This window comes from Carboxylicivirga fragile (genome assembly GCF_050589805.1).
In the GTDB taxonomy this organism is placed as follows: Bacteria; Bacteroidota; Bacteroidia; order Bacteroidales; family Marinilabiliaceae; genus Carboxylicivirga; species Carboxylicivirga fragile.
In genome coordinates this window covers 1-16,296 of sequence record NZ_JBNGOY010000051.1, presented here as the reverse complement: position 1 = coordinate 16,296, position 16,296 = coordinate 1, and the positions used below count along the sequence as shown (strand labels likewise).

Annotated in this window: 14 protein-coding genes; 7 read left to right on the top strand and 7 right to left on the bottom strand. The window is 37.2% G+C overall.

The window, feature by feature from the left end; all coding sequences use genetic code 11:
- Positions 1-40: 40 nt before the first annotated feature.
- The 4 genes from glsA (at position 41) to ACRD7B_RS18700 (ending at position 4,569) form a co-directional block, all read left to right on the top strand.
- A complete protein-coding gene (gene glsA, locus ACRD7B_RS18715; protein ID WP_430826161.1) occupies positions 41-865 on the top strand; it encodes a lyso-glycine lipid O-acyltransferase GlsA in 825 nt (274 codons plus the stop codon).
- Positions 866-902: 37 nt separating this feature from the next.
- Complete coding sequence (gene glsB, locus ACRD7B_RS18710; RefSeq protein WP_430826160.1) at positions 903-1,850, top strand: glycine N(alpha)-acyltransferase GlsB; 948 nt, start codon at positions 903-905, stop codon at positions 1,848-1,850.
- Positions 1,851-1,931: 81 nt separating this feature from the next.
- Positions 1,932-3,416, top strand: a complete 1,485-nt coding sequence (locus ACRD7B_RS18705) for a dihydrolipoyl dehydrogenase family protein (protein ID WP_430826159.1) — start codon at positions 1,932-1,934, stop codon at positions 3,414-3,416.
- Positions 3,417-3,429: 13 nt separating this feature from the next.
- Positions 3,430-4,569: a serine hydrolase domain-containing protein gene (locus ACRD7B_RS18700; RefSeq protein ID WP_430826158.1), complete on the top strand. Its 1,140-nt coding sequence runs from the start codon at positions 3,430-3,432 to the stop codon at positions 4,567-4,569.
- A 53-nt stretch (positions 4,570-4,622) separates the two neighbouring features.
- On the opposite strand, the gene ACRD7B_RS18695 is transcribed toward ACRD7B_RS18700, so the two are convergent.
- The 3 genes from ACRD7B_RS18695 to ACRD7B_RS18685 form a co-directional block, all read right to left on the bottom strand.
- Positions 4,623-6,524 carry an amidophosphoribosyltransferase gene (locus ACRD7B_RS18695; RefSeq protein WP_430826157.1) on the bottom strand — a complete coding sequence of 634 codons (1,902 nt, stop codon included), beginning with the start codon at positions 6,522-6,524 and terminating at the stop codon, positions 4,623-4,625.
- Between the two features lie 96 nt (positions 6,525-6,620).
- The gene (locus tag ACRD7B_RS18690) at positions 6,621-7,076 is read right to left on the bottom strand and encodes an SPOR domain-containing protein (RefSeq protein WP_430826156.1); all 456 of its coding nucleotides are present in this window, start codon (positions 7,074-7,076) and stop codon (positions 6,621-6,623) included.
- Positions 7,077-7,190: 114 nt separating this feature from the next.
- Positions 7,191-8,033 carry a universal stress protein gene (locus tag ACRD7B_RS18685; protein ID WP_430826155.1) on the bottom strand — a complete coding sequence of 281 codons (843 nt, stop codon included), beginning with the start codon at positions 8,031-8,033 and terminating at the stop codon, positions 7,191-7,193.
- A gap of 214 nt (positions 8,034-8,247) precedes the next feature.
- Here ACRD7B_RS18685 and miaB point away from each other — a divergent pair, with 214 nt between their 5' ends.
- Positions 8,248-9,600 carry a tRNA (N6-isopentenyl adenosine(37)-C2)-methylthiotransferase MiaB gene (gene miaB / locus ACRD7B_RS18680; protein ID WP_430826154.1) on the top strand — a complete coding sequence of 451 codons (1,353 nt, stop codon included), beginning with the start codon at positions 8,248-8,250 and terminating at the stop codon, positions 9,598-9,600.
- A 129-nt stretch (positions 9,601-9,729) separates the two neighbouring features.
- Here miaB and ACRD7B_RS18675 read toward each other — a convergent pair whose 3' ends face one another.
- A complete protein-coding gene (locus ACRD7B_RS18675) occupies positions 9,730-10,074 on the bottom strand; it encodes an STAS domain-containing protein (RefSeq protein ID WP_430826153.1) in 345 nt (114 codons plus the stop codon).
- Between the two features lie 242 nt (positions 10,075-10,316).
- Here ACRD7B_RS18675 and ACRD7B_RS18670 point away from each other — a divergent pair, with 242 nt between their 5' ends.
- A complete protein-coding gene (locus tag ACRD7B_RS18670) occupies positions 10,317-11,459 on the top strand; it encodes a 1-acyl-sn-glycerol-3-phosphate acyltransferase (RefSeq protein WP_430826152.1) in 1,143 nt (380 codons plus the stop codon).
- A gap of 70 nt (positions 11,460-11,529) precedes the next feature.
- Here the strand turns inward: ACRD7B_RS18670 and aspS are convergent, their stop codons facing one another.
- A complete protein-coding gene (gene aspS, locus ACRD7B_RS18665) occupies positions 11,530-13,281 on the bottom strand; it encodes an aspartate--tRNA ligase (protein ID WP_430826151.1) in 1,752 nt (583 codons plus the stop codon).
- A 125-nt stretch (positions 13,282-13,406) separates the two neighbouring features.
- Here aspS and ACRD7B_RS18660 point away from each other — a divergent pair, with 125 nt between their 5' ends.
- A complete protein-coding gene (locus ACRD7B_RS18660) occupies positions 13,407-13,853 on the top strand; it encodes a nucleoside deaminase (RefSeq protein WP_430826150.1) in 447 nt (148 codons plus the stop codon).
- Positions 13,854-13,907: 54 nt separating this feature from the next.
- On the opposite strand, the gene ACRD7B_RS18655 is transcribed toward ACRD7B_RS18660, so the two are convergent.
- Positions 13,908-14,522, bottom strand: coding sequence for a carbonic anhydrase (locus tag ACRD7B_RS18655; protein ID WP_430826149.1), 615 nt, complete (start codon positions 14,520-14,522; stop codon positions 13,908-13,910).
- A gap of 16 nt (positions 14,523-14,538) precedes the next feature.
- Positions 14,539-16,089, bottom strand: a complete 1,551-nt coding sequence (locus tag ACRD7B_RS18650; RefSeq protein WP_430826148.1) for a SulP family inorganic anion transporter — start codon at positions 16,087-16,089, stop codon at positions 14,539-14,541.
- Positions 16,090-16,296: the final 207 nt, after the last annotated feature.

Below are 16,296 nucleotides of genomic sequence, written 5' to 3'. Positions count from 1 at the left end.
TTTTTCTAAACTTGACCCCGAAATAATCGAATTCGTCATCATGAGTACATCAGAAAGCCCCAAATTCATTGACATCGACAAGGTGTTTACAGACAAAAATCCAGGATTAAGAAAATTCATTCCTCGATTTTTAATTCGTTACCTAAAACGAATAACACATCAAGAAGAGGTTAATACTTTCATGGACACAATCAAGCACCTTCATGGCATTGAATATGCAGAAGGAATTGTCAATGGTTTTGGTGTTAAGTATACCATTCAAGGTGAAGAAAACATACCAAAGGATGGGCGCTTTGTTTTTGCTGCCAACCATCCGCTTGGTGGCATGGATGGCATGATATTCGTGTCAGCAGTGGGGAAATATTTTAAACACTTAAAATTTCCTGTTAACGACATACTGATGAACATCAAAAACCTCCACTCTATTTTCTTACCTGTCAATAAACACGGAGGGCACAGCAAAGAAGCGGCTCAAATGATTGACAAGGCTTATGCCAGCGACGAGCAAGTTTTAATGTTCCCAGCCGGATTGGTTTCTCGCAGAAAAAAACACGGTATTGAGGATTTAGAATGGAAAAAGAATTTTATTCGCAAAACAATTAATCACAAGCGAACTATAATACCAGTACATATATCCGGACAAAACACTAATTTCTTCTACAAGCTTGCAAACTGGCGTAAACGCCTTGGCCTAAAAGTTAATATAGAAATGCTCTACTTGGTTGACGAAATGTATAAGCAGAAGGGTAAGACCATTACAATAACATTTGGCGAACCCATCACGTACGAACAACTAAAAAACGGAACTAAGGCCGACAAATGGGCACAAAAAATCAAAGATTACGTTTACGGCTTAAAAAATTAATTAAATTTGTACATAACGCAAATTCAAAAATACGTTAATGAGAGCAAAAGATATTATACCTCCTGTACCGAGAGAAGAATTGGAAGCTGAATTGTCGCAGGATACTTTTGTTAGAAACACGAACAAAGGAAACAACAAAATATATGACTTTACAGCTCACGAAGCTCCGGCTTTAATGCGTGAAGTTGGACGCCTTAGAGAAATTTCATTTCGCATGGCCGGTGGTGGCACTGGTAAAGAAATGGACATCGACGATTATGATACTGCGGAAATTCCATATCGTCAGCTCATCGTTTGGGACCCTCAAGCTAAAGAAATACTTGGTGGATACCGATACCTATTGGGCTGCGACATTCCCTTTGATCAGTTGGGCAATGTTAAGCTAGCAACCTCGCGTTTATTTCAGTTCTCAGATCAATTTTTAAAAGAATATTTACCCTATATGATTGAATTGGGACGTTCGTTTGTTCAGCCTACCTATCAATCGTCAAAAGCGGGAACAAAGAGTTTATTTGCCTTGGATAACCTTTGGGATGGATTAGGCTCACTAATTGTAAGCCATCCTGAAATGAAATACTTCTTTGGCAAAGTAACCATGTATACGCACTTCAACAGACATGCCAGAGATTTAATACTAGGCTTTCTACAGAAGTACTTTAATGATCCTGACAGACTTTTATATCCCCACAAGCCAGTTGAAATCGATCTTACACAAGATGATTTAAAGGAGATTTTCTGTGGAAAAAACTATCAAGAAGATTACAAAATACTAACTAAGCGCGTTAGAGAATTTGGAGAAAACATCCCTCCACTTATCAACGCATACATGAACCTCTCGCCATCGATGAAAACCTTTGGCACAGCTATTAACGACAGATTTGGTGACGTTGAAGAAACGGGAATAATATTGACCATTGATGAATTATACAGTCAAAAAATAAACAGACACGTTGATACATTTGACCCCAACGAAACGCACGAATAACAAAATACACGAAAAAGAAAGAGCTGCAATCAAACAATTGCAGCTCTTTTTGTTTATATATGTACAAGATATTAATATCATATGACTGACACTTTTGACCTGATAGTAATTGGTAGCGGACCTGCCGGTTATTCTGCCGCTATAAGAGCCCTCGATTACGGCCAACATGTATGTATTATTGAAGCAAAACACGTAGGAGGAGCAGGCGTTATGAATGGCGCGTTGACCTCTAAAACCATGTACGAACTATCGCTAGACTATGCAGTAGCTGCACGTATCGACAGAGGATATAGAGCCGGTTCACTAAGTGTTGATTTCTCCGAAGTAAAAAAAACCGTTCTTCAAGCCGCCAAGGAAAAGCAGTATCAAATGCTTAGCCAGATAGAAACTTTTTCTCGCGAAAAAAGCAAAAGTGGTTCGCTAAGTATTGAATATGGCTGGGCAAAATTTCTTACCCCCTACTCTGTTGAAGTAAGGTCCATAGAAGGTACAAAAGAACTACACGGGAAAAACTTCATTATAGCCACAGGGTCGCGACCAAGGGAATATACCGACCTCCAAATTGATGGCGAACGCATTATTACTTCAGATGGAATACTCGATTTAAAAGAATTTCCAGAAAGAATGCTCATCATAGGATCAGGAATAATTGGTTGTGAATTTGCAACTATCTTTTCTAATTTCGCACAAACAGAAGTTCATTTACTGGATAGAGCACACAAAGTACTTCCATATGAAGATGATGATGTTAGCGATTTTGTATCCAAAAACTTAGAAAAAAATGGTGTCCTCATTCACCACACGGCTACCTTACGCACTATACGCAAACACACCGACCATCTCGAAATAGTTTTAGACTATCAGGATGGACATAGTAAAGTAATTGAGGTAGATGTTGTGCTGGTGGCGATTGGTAGAATTCCAAATAGTGAAGGGCTCGGACTAGAGGCCATTGGCGTAGACCTTGATGAACGTGGTAACATTCCAATTCAAGATGATTGTGTGATGCGGGATGGCCGAGGCCATTGTCACATATATGCAGCTGGCGATGTTACAGGTCACACTCAATTGTATAGTGTTGCCGAATTCCAAGGGCGCATGGCCGCTGAAAAAATTGGTGATGTACCACAATATCCTCTGGATTATTCTCACATGTCGACACTCATGTTCTTTAAACCAGAGGTGGCCGCTGTTGGTGCCAATGAGAAGCAATTGCAAAAAAAGAAAATTGCCTATAAAGCAGCCTACTACTCTAACAAACTTGTAAACCGAGCAATCGCTATGCGCAATACCAATGGCTTTGTCAAACTTCTCGTAAGTAACGATGATGAAAGGCGTATTTTAGGCATGCGTGCAGCAGGACCACAAGCTTCGGCATTTATTATTTCGGTGGCTCACCTAATTAATCAAGGCAATAGTTTACAAGAGGTTTTAAAGATATTTTACCCACACCCCAGCATCCCTGAAGGCATTCAAGAATGCATGCGAATTATTGATAACAAATCCATTTACAAACCAGAGGCTTTTCCTGATTTAATACATATTAGAGAATGGAATCCTGAATAAAAAAACAGTGGTTATGGCAGCAAAAAAACGCTTTAGATTTACATTTATAATTGTATTATTTATCGGCATTTGGTTTTTGTTGCCACATCACATGCGCATGGCCTTTACCTATTGGTTTCCTGGCATTGCAGATTATGAAATATTTGAAAATCGCGAAGTAAAAACTTCTGACAACACATTTACTTGGCCAAGTGCAAACAACTACAATCAAGCTTCGTTCGATAAGCAATGGCGCGACACACTAGAACACTATCAAACAATTGCCTATTTGGTAATAAAAAATGACAGTATTGTTTATGAAGAATACTGGGATGGTTATGGTCCAGACTCCTACTCCAATTCATTCTCTGCCGCAAAAAGCATTGTCGCTTTGCTTATTGGTGCAGCCATTGAAGATGGTTACATCCAATCTGTCGACCAAAAAGCAAGTGATTTCTTGCCTCATTTAGAGAAATACAATGGCAAGGAACTAACTATTCGACATCTATTAAATATGAGTAGTGGTTCATCATGGGACGAGAGCTATTCAAGTCCATTATCGATGACTACCAAAGCCTACTATGGCGACAGATTAGACAACTTGGTCAATGAGTTGAAAATAGTTGAAATACCCGGTGAAATATTTGAATACAAAAGTGGCGACACACAAATACTAGCCCACATACTAAGAGAAGCAACAGGTCAAAATCTTAGCCACTACGCCTCTCAGAAACTCTGGAAACCTCTAGGAGCTAGACAGCCTGCCCTTTGGTCGCTTGATACAAAAAATGGTTATGAAAAAGCTTATTGCTGCTTTAACAGTAATGCTCGCGACTTTGCACTATTAGGAGCCTTAATAAATCATAAAGGCTTTTGGCGAGGGCAACAAATCATCTCAGAACAATACCTCCAATATGCCACTTCTCCAGCTTCACATCTGGTAAACTTACAAATGGAAAATGTGGACTATTACGGCTTTCAGTATTGGTTATTAAAACACAAGGATCTTAATGTCACTTATGCAAGAGGCATACTTGGTCAATATATTATTTCGATTCCCGAAAAAGACTTAATTATTGTGCGACTTGGACACAAAAGAAGTAACACAAAGATGAATCACCACCCTTCTGATGTATATGCCTATATTCAAATGGCATTGGATATTACAAACTAAAAACGAGACTTAATTTCTCAAGTCTCGTTTTATATAATATTAGGATAATATCCTTAATAAGCTCTACCACTTTTACCTTCCACAAAATTGATAAAAGAGGTATTAACCACTTTATTACCTCCTGGAGTTGGGTAGTTACCCGTGAAGTACCAATCTCCCTTATCTTCAGGACAAGCTTCATGTAAATTTTCAATACTTTGGTATACAATTTCCACCTCTGCATCAATGTCTTCCGGAGTTAGCATTTTTGCTATTTGCGCAGAAATTTCTTCTGGTGTAAAAGGCTTATATATTTCTTTCACATAATTCACAATTTCCTCTTTAGGCAGATTCTGTTGCTCCTTACATTTCTTATACACATCATCAATAATTTGCTGACGCCCTGCATTTTTTAACAACTCAATTGTTGCCGAAAATGCACAGAAATCTTTCAACTTGGCCATATCGATACCATAACAATCAGGGTAACGAATTTGCGGTGCCGACGATACAATTATCACCTTTTTAGGATGTAAACGATCTAAGATGCGCAGAATGCTTTTCTTTAATGTTGTACCGCGCACAATTGAATCATCAATTACTACCAAAGTATCAACACCATTTTTTACAATACCATAAGTGACATCATATACATGCGCCACCATATCATCACGACTGGTATCATCAGCAATAAAGGTACGCATCTTAACATCCTTAATGGCGATTTTTTCAACGCGAGGCTCAACAGATAAAATCTTATCTAATTCGTCTGGCGTGATATCCTTACCCTTATCAAGAATCTGCTTTTTCTTAACCTGATCCAATTCCTTTCTTACACCTTCCATCATTCCATAGAAAGCCGTTTCAGCAGTATTTGGAATATAAGAAAAGACAGTATCTTCAATGTTATAATCAACTTTCTCAAGCAGTGTTTTTGCCAATAAACGCCCAAGCTCCTTACGTTCATTGTAAATCTTTTTATCACTGCCACGCGAAAAGTAAATTCGCTCAAACGAACAGGATGTACGTTTCTGCGGAACGCGAACTAATTCCTCTGTAACGGTTCCGTTTTTCTTAATAATTAAGGCATGCCCTGGCTTAATTTCTTTTACCTCAGTAGAACGTACATTGATAGCTGTCTGAATGACCGGTCGTTCTGAAGCAACCACCACAATTTCATCATCCTGGTAATAACAAGCCGGACGTATTCCCCATGGATCACGTGCCACAAATGCATCGCCGTGCCCAATCATACCTGCAATGGCGTAACCACCATCCCACCTACGACTCGAACGCTCCAATATCTCACGAACATCTAATTCCTCTTCAATACAAGCAGAAATTTCGCGATTATTTTTTCCTTCGTTCTTGTATTTTCTAAAAAGCATTTGATTCTCTTCATCCAAGAAGTGCCCAACATTTTCAAGAATTGTTACCGTATCGGTATAATCCTTTGGATGTTGACCTAAATCAAAAAGCGAATTAAAAATCTCATCAACATTGGTCAAGTTAAAATTACCAGCCATCACTAGGTTACGTGAGCGCCAGTTATTTTCACGCATCACAGGGTGCACATAGTCAATACTGTGATTACCGAAAGTTCCATAACGCAAATGACCTAAGTACAACTCTCCTGCAAAAGGTAGATTTTCCTTAGCATAAGCCGCATCTTGCAATAATTCAGGATTTTTTTCCTGTAACTTGATAAAAGGCGCATTAACATGTTCAAATACGTCTTTTATTGGATTAGCTTTATTCGAACGCTTTCTTGAAAAATACTTTTTACCCGGCGTTTGGTCGATCTTAAGATTAACAGCTCCAGCACCATCTTGCCCACGATTATGCTGTTTCTCCATCAACAAGTACAGTTTATTAAGTCCGTACATCCATGTACCATACTTTTCCTGGTAATACTCCAATGGCTTTAACAATCGGATTAGTACAATACCACACTCATGCTTAATCTGGTCACTCATGATAATTTTCTATAAAAAATGATGCGCAAATTTATTTCAATTTTTCAATTACCAAACCGGTAATTCACAAAAAAAAGAAGCCGACAAAGCGGCTTCTTACATTCTATCAAATTTTTTCATTTTTACCTCACTGTCTTTTACAACGTAACAGTTTGGGAAAAATTCCTTTAAGCTATTTAACAAAGGCAGAGCCTCATGTTTATGTCGATAATTGCCTACTCGTACTCGCCACCAAGGAGCTGTGTATGTTGTTGAGATCGCCTCATCAGGAAACTCATCTAACAACTTACCTTTCACCTCCATTGCCTGACGTTTTCCTTTGGGACCTGAACCAGAATAAAGCTGAATACGATAGCCATCAACCCCAGCCATACGCTTATTTACATCCACCTGAGTATCTAACAGAAAATTAATTCCTTCCTCCTGATGAATAGTAACCGTACCTTCTCCCTCAACAGATTCTTGCACAGCTTCAACCATTCGCTTCGACGAAGACTGAGCAAAGCAACTTCCTGACAAAAGAATAAACACAGCAACAAGTAAAAACTTCATATCAACAATCTATTGATTTGGCGCAAAGATAATCAAACCTGCCATCCGAAAAAACACTTTTGAGACAGTAACAAATAATTAGCTAAAATTAACTTCTTAAAAACGATCGACAACTTAGTCTTTAGTAGGAATAACCAATACTGGTTTGCTCGAATTATTTATTAACTCATTAGCAAAAGGTCGGAATAAATTCGATAATGGATTACTCGAATGATGTACATGAACGGTAACTAGGTCGCCGTTTACCTCTTCGGTATAATCAATAATTTGTTGCACTAATTTTTTACCAAACAAGACGTGTTTTTCTACCGTCAAGTCAGCATTATTAACCATATATCTCTCTACCTGCCGAATAAACAAATTAACCCTGTCGAGTAAAAATTTAAATTTTGATTGGCGTAAACCCACCAAATAAACTTTAGCATTAAACGATTTTGAGACCCCAGTTACAATAGGAATCTTCTTTCGACTTGCTTTGGAAAAATCAATAGGTACAACCACCTTTCGAACACCATGCTCCCATTGCATACCTTTGTTTACAACTAAAATTGGACAAGGAGAATGTGCCACAAGTCGATAGGCATTACTTCCTATAAATCGGCTCTGAAAACCAGATTCTCCATGCGAACCTACAACAATCAAACTCGAATCGTCATACTTTGCCTGATTCGCAATCTCATTCACCACATTTCCTTCACGTATTTTATAATCAAACTTACCACCAGGGACAAAATAATCATCAGAAAAGGTCTTTTGAAGATCCTGCATCCAACTATCAACCTCCTTATTCAACTTATATTCCAATTGATTTTTGGCAAACACAGGTGCATACTCTAAACCCGTTTTAACGTGCATTACACGCACATTAGCATTTAAATGATTGGCCATGGCAATACCATATTTCATGGCATTCAATGAATCTTCAGAAAAATCTATTGGAATTAAAACTCTTTTCATAGTTGTGGCGTTTGCATTAATACTTTAAATATAATAAAAATTTGACGCTTATGCAGTTGATTTTAGTATGATACGTTATAATCAAAGAAACGTTTCCATATTATGGAAATGATTAATAACAAACGCTATTACATTTTTTTAGCTTGGTCATTTGTTTGGAAGCATTAACTTTGCCCCACTAAAAATAAGATTGCTAATTCCCAGATAGAACAGTATGGATTTTAAGAATGTAAAGCCAGCCATTACCAAAGTGGCAGGTAAAAAATTATTTATTGAAACCTATGGTTGCCAAATGAATGTGGCGGATAGTGAAGTTGTGGCATCGGTGATGGAGATGGATGGTTACTCATTATGTGACGAAATTAATGATGCTGACGCTGTTTTTATCAACACTTGTTCGATCAGAGAAAACGCTGAACAGCGTGTTATAGGTCGCCTTCAGCAATTTACTGCCATGCGTAAAAAAAATCCTAAATTAATTATTGGCATCATTGGATGCATGGCAGAACGTGTAAAGGAACAACTTTTTGAAAAAGGTGCAAACATTGTTGTTGGACCTGATGCTTACATGGATTTGCCCAACTTAATTGGGATGGCAGAAAATGGGGACAAAGCCATCAATGTTGAATTATCAAACAACGAAACTTATTCTGACATAATTCCATCGCGCATCAGTAAAAACAGAATTTCGGGTTTTGTTTCCATCATGCGAGGCTGTAATAACTTCTGTTCTTATTGCATCGTGCCATATACCCGAGGTCGTGAAAGAAGCAGGCAACCCGAAAGCATAAAAAAGGAAATAGAAGATTTACAAAACAAAGGATTTAAGGAAGTAACACTCCTCGGTCAGAATGTTAATTCATATAACTGGGAAGGCGATGCATGTAATCAGTTAAATTTTCCATCCTTATTGAATTACGTTGCTGGTTGCTTTCCAAAAATGCGCTTCCGTTTTTCAACTTCACACCCCAAAGACATGTGTGATGAAACTCTAAAAGTAATTGCAAAGCATCCCAATATCTGTCGTAGCATCCACCTTCCCTTACAATCAGGGAGCAGTCGTATTCTCAAGCTTATGAATCGAAAATACGATAAAGAATGGTATATGGATCGAATAAGAGCCATAAAAGAAATAATACCTGAATGTGGGATTTCAACAGATGTTTTCTGTGGCTTTCACAGCGAAACAGAGGAAGATCATAAAGAAACACTTGAACTCATGAAATGGGCAAAATACGATTTAGCATTCATGTTCAAGTATTCAGAGCGCCCTGGCACTTATGCTAGCGAACACCTAGCGGATGACATTCCAGAAACAGTAAAATCACGACGCCTTCAAGAAATTGTTGATTTTCAAAGAGAACAATCTAGACTTAACAACCTAAACGATATTGGTAAAACATTTGAGGTATTAATCGAAGGTGTATCTAAAAAATCAGAAGAAGAGCTATATGGCCGTACTTCTCAAAATAAGGTGGTGGTATTATCAAGAAAAAACCACAAAGTTGGTGACTATGTGACGGTTAAAATTAAAGAAGCTAACGCAGCAACTCTAAAAGCTGAGTAAATCACGTTTCAAATATTCTTAAAAATAAAAATGTGCTAAGTTTTTCTTATCGTTATAAGAAGCTACTTGGCACATTTTATATTTGATTATAAACCAGGAAGCCGAAGCTTCCTGATTAACCTTAACTAATTAAACCAACAATAGGTCATTAGAAAAGGGCTTTGGACGGTCACAGAAAAAGAAATAATTGTGGAGTTCATGCTTTTTCATTGATTTAAGCACATTCTCCTTAACGTTAAACAGGCTAAGCTGACTTTGATTCATCTCCGACAAACGTTGCACTGCCATCAAGGTATTTAACCCTTCATCATCCACCATTTCTACCTTGTCTAAATCAACCAACAAATTGGTAAATGGCTTCTTTAATATATCCATTACTCGACTTTTAAGATCTTGAGATGTTTGAATATCTAAGTTCTCTTTCTTATCGAAGGATACTAACGTTGTATTTTTAAAAACTTTTATTTTAATCATGGCTTTGGGTATTTTGACTTGTGTAAAACAATGCCTGTGCCATAAACTCCTCAGTTCTGACTTCCAACTACTTAGCAATTTCACATTCCACAATATATCCAACCAAAAGAAATACTTCCATTTTTTGGAATGTAGCAGTACTATATTTTCAGCAATCGCTTAATTAATTCACCTATTTAGTGGTAGAATTTCGTAAACACAATAGATTGACGTAATTTCGCATCAAACATATGGATAGTAATATGGCTACAGAATTAAATTTTGATTCAATTCGTCCTTATAAGGATGAAGAAATACATGAAGTTTTTGAACGCCTCACTAATGAAGCAAGTTTCGTCGAATTAATTAAATTTCTATACCCCAATTTTTCAACAGAGCAATTTGTTGGAAAACTATTAAGCATTAAGAGTGTTCGTGAGTTTCAATCGGAGGTTATTTACCCTTACGTAAAAGAAATACTTAGAACAACAACCAAAGGTGTTACTCATACAGGTCTGGATAACCTTGATCCAAATGAGCACTATTTATTTATTTCAAACCACAGGGATATTGTTTTAGATTCTGCCATTTTAAATACAATACTTGTTGAGCAGAAATTTGACACAACCGAAATTGCCATTGGTGACAATCTTTTAATATACCCTTGGATAACCGATTTGGTTAAACTAAACAAAACATTCATTGTGAATCGTAACTTGCCAGTTCGACAAATGATGGAAAGTTCAATTCGCTTATCTACTTATATTCGTCAAACGCTTACCGATCGCAACCAAAGCATTTGGATTGCCCAAAGAGAAGGACGCTCTAAAGATGGCGACGACCGCACGCAGGTTAGTCTGCTTAAGATGATTAACATGAGTGGAAAAGAGGACTTTGCCAGCAACTTTGGCAAATTAAACATTGTTCCCGTTTCAATTTCATATGAATATGACCCTTGTGATTATCTCAAGGCAATGGAATTTCAGATGAAGAGAGATAATCCTGATTACAAAAAAAGCGAAGCTGATGACTTAAAACACATGGGCTCGGGCATTAGAGGTAGAAAAGGAAGAGTTCATTTTGCTTTTGGTACTCCAATTAAGGAAGAACTTAGCACACTGGAAGGTTTACCTAAAAACGATCAATTACAAGGTTTAGCCGAAATTATTGACCAGCAGATTCACAATAATTATAAATTTTTTCCAGGCAATTTCATTGCAGATGATTTATTTACGAATCATACACGTCATACGAAAAAATATACGGAGGAAGATAAATCAATCTTTTTAGCATACCTCGATGAACACCTATCGCGCATTGATGGTGACAGAGATTTCTTACATAATGCACTACTTGAGATGTATGGCAATCCGGTTAAGAATTTCTACACATCTGACGAAAAATAAACATCAACTACACATAACAAAAAAAGCAGGCTTATGGCCTGCTTTTTTATTATATCTAAAACTTGAACGTTTACTCTTCAATCAGGTTGATTTTTAGTTCCTCCAATTGATCCTTACTCACAGGAGAAGGAGAATCGATCATCACATCACGACCTGAATTATTCTTTGGAAACGCAATTACATCACGGATTGACTCAATACCAGCAAACAAGGCTACTAATCGATCAAAACCGAAAGCCACACCACCATGAGGAGGCGCACCATATTTAAAGGCATTCATTAAGAAACCAAACTGATTCTCAGCTTCCTCTTCAGTGAATCCTAATAATTTAAACATTCTCTGCTGTAGCTCATCATTAAATATACGAATTGAACCACCACCAATTTCAACGCCATTAATAACCAAATCGTAAGCATTAGCTCTAACCTCACCTGGCTTTGTTTCCAATAGGTGGAAATCTTCAGCTTTAGGTGATGTAAACGGATGGTGCATAGCATGGAAGCGTTCAGATTTTTCGTCCCACTCCAATAGAGGGAAATCAACTACCCATAAAGGAGAAAATGTGTTGTTATCACGTAGTCCAAGGCGCTCACCCATTTCTAAACGTAATTCTCCCAGAGCAGAAAGTGTTTTATCCTCACCACCAGCTAAAATTAAAACTAAATCACCAGACTTAGCATTAAATTTCTTTCCAAGCTCTACTAACTCATCTGCTTTATAAAACTTGTCGATGGAAGATTTAATAGTTCCATCCGTATTATATTTGATATAGATAAGGCCACCGGCACCAATCTGCGGCTTCTTAACAAAATCAGTTAATTTATCTAATTGTTTACGCGTATACCCGGCACACGCATCAGCGCATATTCCACCCACGTATTCAGCTTCATTAAACAACTTAAATTCTGAATCTTTAACATCGCTTGTAATATCCACGAATTTCATTCCGAAACGCGTATCAGGCTTATCTGAACCATAATATTTCATCGCATCAGCATAAGTCAAACGTGGAAAATCAATATTTAAATCAATATCTTTCACCTTCTTGAATAAATGCTTAGTCATTCCTTCAAAGGTATTTAAGATATCCTCTTGCTCAACATACGACATCTCACAGTCAATCTGTGTAAATTCAGGCTGACGATCGGCTCTTAAATCCTCATCGCGAAAACATTTCACAATTTGGAAATAACGATCGAATCCACCCACCATCAACAACTGTTTAAATACCTGTGGTGATTGTGGTAAGGCGTAAAATTGACCTTCATTCATACGAGAAGGAACGATAAAATCACGTGCTCCTTCTGGAGTAGATTTAATTAAAACCGGTGTTTCTGTCTCAATAAACTGCTCTTTATTCAAGAAATTACGAATTTCGAAGCCCATCTGATGGCGCAATACCAAATTATCGCGAACCGGTGCACGACGTAAATCTAAATAACGATATTTCATTCGCAGCTCATCACCACCATCGGTATCGTCTTCAATGGTAAAAGGCGGCAACTCAGATGAGTTAAGCACATTCAGTTCTTCCACAAGAATCTCAACATCACCCGTATTAATCTTCGCATTTTTATTACTACGCTCTGCTACATTTCCCTTAACCTGAATTACAAATTCACGCCCAAGCACATTGGCTTGATCACAAAGCGACTTATGCGTCTCTTCATTAAAAACAAGTTGAGTTATTCCATAGCGATCACGAAGATCGATAAATGTCATTCCTCCAAGATTTCGCACTTTTTGTACCCAGCCACTTAAAGTGACCTCTTTATTCAAGTGCTCTATTCTTAATTCACCGCATGTATGTGTTCTGTACATTTTAGTCTAATTTCTTCTTGCTAAATAATGAAAGAATAGCAATGATTTTAATGATTAATTTAACTTTGCGAAAATAGTAAGAAAAACAGAATAATGAACTTGTAATAAGATAGATTCCAAAAAAAATGAATAAAATAGATTTTTCAGACGAATACTACATGAAACAAGCCTTTGTTGAGGCAGAAAAAGCACTTAGCAAAAACGAAGTTCCCGTAGGTGCAGTTGTTGTATGTAACAACAAAATAATAGCACGAACTCATAACTTAACCGAAACTTTAAATGATGTAACAGCCCATGCCGAAATGCTTGCTATTACCGCAGCAGCAGAATATTTAGGTGGCAAATACCTCAATGAATGCTCACTATATGTTACTCTTGAACCCTGTGTTATGTGTGGAGGTGCATTAAACTGGTCGCAATTAAAACGACTGGTATATGGCGCTTCTGATGAAAAAAGGGGATTTAAGAGATGTACTCCTTCACTTCTTCATCCAAAAACTGAAATTATATCTGGTGTGATGGAAGATAAATGTAAAAACATAGTACAATCCTTCTTTCAACAAAAACGTTAAATAAAAGGTCATTAACTTCACAATTAATGACCTTTTGGTTCTAGTATCTCCTTTCTATTGAAATTCTGGCAACTCATCAGGATTAACCTCCTTAAGTGTATTTAATTCCCCACTTGATATATTAAACATCCACCCGTGAATAAATAAACGTTGCTTACGTTTCCATGCATTCTTGACAATATCAAATTCTGCGAGCTTATCCACTTGTTTAACCACACTGATCTCAGCAAGACGATTTATCTTAGCCATGTCACTGTCTATCTCAGACAATCCACTTTTATTCGACATGTAAGTGCTTTTAATATCACCAATCCATTCACCCAAATGTTCATCTTCAAGGCCATCAAAAGCGGCCTTAACTCCACCACAATTACAATGACCACAAACAACAATATGTTTCACCTTCAGGTAATCAACGGCGTATTTTAATACGCTTAATAAACTCTCATCGTTGCTATGTACTAAATTGGCAATATTTCGGTGTACAAATAATTCACCAGGTCCACTGCCAGTAATTTCAGTTTCCGGCACACGGCTATCAGAACAACCAATCCATAAATACTTTGGCGACTGCCCCTTTGACAAACGCGTAAAGTATTCCTTATCATTCTGTAATTTGGCTTGCGCCCAGCTTCTATTAGCTAAAAACATTTGATCAAATGATTTCATAAAATTAGTTTTAAGGTTAAACTTCTTCCGTTTTAAATAGACTAATGGCAGCTGTCTCCGATCTCTTAATGGTAACATTAATGTTATTCCGTTCCGAAGTCGCACAAAAATCCTTAAGAGTTAATAATATATCGTGATCGATAAAACTAACCGAAGTGCCATCAATTAGTATGTCACTATCCTTAGGAACTCTTTGAAGCATTCTTCTTAGCTGAGCTTTATGGAAGAAGTACAAGTTGTTCGTAATCTGAATCATATAATTATTCTTGACCTTTGAGAAAATAATTGCTGAACGAAAGTTAGACCGAAGTACAAAAATAAATCCAATAACGATACCAAATAAAATCCCTTTTAAAAGATCGGTAAATAGAATCACAATTATGGTTGAGAAAAATGGAATATACTGATCCGCACCAGATTTTATGGCATTTTTATAAATGGATACTTTGTTCAGCTTTAAACCCACATGTATCAAAACAGCAGCAAGAGCAGCTAATGGAATGTAATTTAACCATGGTGCTAAAAACAACACACTCACCAATAGCAATACTCCATGGAATACTGCGGACAATTTTCCTTTACCACCAGCACCAATGTTTGCAGAACTACGAACAATCACAGCAGTTAAAGGAAGGCCACCAATTAATCCTGCCAACATATTCCCCCAACCTTGGGCCTTTAATTCTTTATTTGGAGATGAGATGCGCTTATTTGGATCTAATTTATCAGATGCATCAAGACTTAATAACGACTCTAAGCTACCCACTACAGCAATAGTTCCGGCCACTACATAAACATCAGGATTCGATAATTGGGAGAAATCAGGAAAACGCAACTCCCCAATAAACGAAGCAAAACCATTCAACTCAGGCAATTCAACTAAATGAGCACTTGATAGAGCCAGTGCAGACATATTACTTTTAAAAAACTCATTTAATACAATTCCTAATATAACCACCACTAAGGGGCCAGGGATCAATTTCGTTACCGGGTTCTTCTTTATAAATTGAGTATCCCAAAGGAATAGTATCCCCATTGACAACACGCTTATGATAGTAGCACCGAGCAAGATAAAATCGTCAATTAAGAATAATTGCGTAATTGAATTTTCTCCATATTTATCAACGAACGATGCTGTATCAATATCATTAAGGTCAATTCCAAAAGCATGTGGAATTTGTTTTAATATAATACTTAAGCCAATGGCCGTTAACATACCCGTTATTACACTTACAGGAAAGAAGTGACCAATAATACCGGCACGAGCATAACCTAATACTAATTGTATGATACCAGAAATAAATACACTAACCAAAAATGCTTCAAACGATCCTAAGGTCGCAATGGCTGCAAACACAATAACAGTTAAGCCAGCAGCAGGACCACTTACACTCAATTTCGAATCACTTAAAAATCCGACTACGATACCACCAATAATTCCAGTAATAATACCAGAAAACAAGGGTGCACCTGAAGCTAAAGCAATACCTAAACATAAAGGCAACGCCACTAAATACACAACTAAACCCGCAGGTAAATCACTTTTAAATGTTTTAAAAAATCCCATAGACATAAAGTTAAATAATTAAGTACAGTCATACCCAAATCGGATGCCAGTAATCTGAAAAATTAACTAAAAAACCTTAATAGATAAATATTATGAAGAAAGAAAACCAAATTCTTTAAAACGCAAAAAAGAGCAACCACATTGTGATTGCTCTTTTCTTAAAAAAAGGCGGTGACCTACTCTCCCACTTCTACGCAGTACCATCGG